Below are 1401 nucleotides of genomic sequence, written 5' to 3'. Positions count from 1 at the left end.
GGCTCAAGGATGCGTCGGTGCCGGTGAACATCAACCTGTCGAAGTTCGCGGGCCCCGAAAGCCGCTACTGCCCGGCCGGCGTGTACGAGTTCGTGCCCGACGAGGCCAACGCCGGCAAGGAGCGCCTGCAGATCAACGCGCAGAACTGCGTGCACTGCAAGACCTGCGACATCAAGGATCCGACGCAGAACATCGTGTGGGTCACGCCTGAAGGGGGCGGCGGGCCGAATTACGTGGGGATGTAGTTCTCTCTCGTTTTTGGCGCTCTTGTTCGGGACGCATTTGTTCGGGGCGCGTGCACAGGACACCGGGTACTCCCCTCCGCGAATGTCCCCCGGCCTGCGGCCTCCTCCTTGATTTCGCTGCGGGGAGCACCCGATGCCCTGTGCACCTGGACACGCTGCTGGTGTATCGCTGATCAACGACTGCTCTGATCACGCTCCCGCCGATGGGGTGCCTTGCGCAGCGAAATCAAGGGGGAGCCCGCAGGGCGGAGGACATTCGCGGAGCAAGGTACCCCGTCGGCGGGAGCGCACCCCCGCCGACAGAATGCACAGCACAGTTCAAGAGCCGCTTTCGCCCCATCCTCCCCCACCAGGCGTCTCGATCACGAACACGTCCCCCGGCGCCATCTGCACCTGCCCGATGTGGTCCAACGTCTCGACCGTCCCATCGGCCCGCTCGACACGGTTGATGCCCACCGCACCGGCCTCGCCGCCCGCACCGCCGAACGCGCCGTGGAGCCGGCCATTGCTGAGGATCGAGGCCGTCATCGGCGCCAGGAAGCGCACGCGCCGCACGCCGCCGTCGCCGCCGCGCCAGCGCCCGGCTCCCCCTGAACCGGTGCGCAGGCGGTAGCTCTCAAGGCGCACCGGGTAGCGGAACTCCAGCACCTCGGGGTCCGTGAGGCGCGAGTTGGTCATGTGGGTCTGCACCACGCTCGTGCCGTCGAAGCCCGGACCCGCGCCCGAGCCGCCCGAGATGGTTTCGTAGTACTGGTGCTCGCCGTCGCCGAAGGTGAAGTTGTTCATCGTGCACTGGCTCGCGGCCATCACACCGAGTGCGCCATAGAGCGCGTTGGTCACGCAGCTCGAGGTTTCGACGTTGCCCGCCACCACCGCGGCCGGCGGGAGCGGGTTGAGCATGCAGCCGCCCGGCACGATCACCTCGATGGGTTTGAGGCAGCCCGCGTTGAGCGGAATGTCGTCGTCCACCAGCGTGCGGAACACATACAGCACGGCCGCCATGGTGATGGCCCGCGGCGCATTGAAGTTGTTGGCCAGCTGCGCGCTGGTGCCCGTGAAGTCGACCGTGGCCGAGCGCGCGACGGCATCCACCGTGACCCGCACGCGGATCTGCGCGCCGTTGTCCAGCGGCAGCGTGAACTCGCCGTTCTTCAGC

2 protein-coding genes are annotated in these 1401 nt (G+C 67.7%); one reads left to right on the top strand and one right to left on the bottom strand.

What is annotated here, in order from left to right; all coding sequences use genetic code 11:
- On the top strand, positions 1 to 245 hold a 245-nt coding region (locus AC1DOC_RS33595), incomplete at its 5' end, for a 4Fe-4S dicluster domain-containing protein (RefSeq protein ID WP_478131561.1).
- Between the two features lie 318 nt (positions 246 to 563).
- Here the strand turns inward: AC1DOC_RS33595 and AC1DOC_RS33590 are convergent.
- Positions 564 to 1401, bottom strand: an 838-nt coding sequence (locus tag AC1DOC_RS33590; protein ID WP_478131560.1) for a hydantoinase B/oxoprolinase family protein, incomplete at its 5' end; no start/stop codon positions are given.

This window comes from Variovorax sp. 01T439_2 (assembly GCF_056398445.1).
This window is presented reverse-complemented; position numbering and strand designations above follow the sequence as displayed.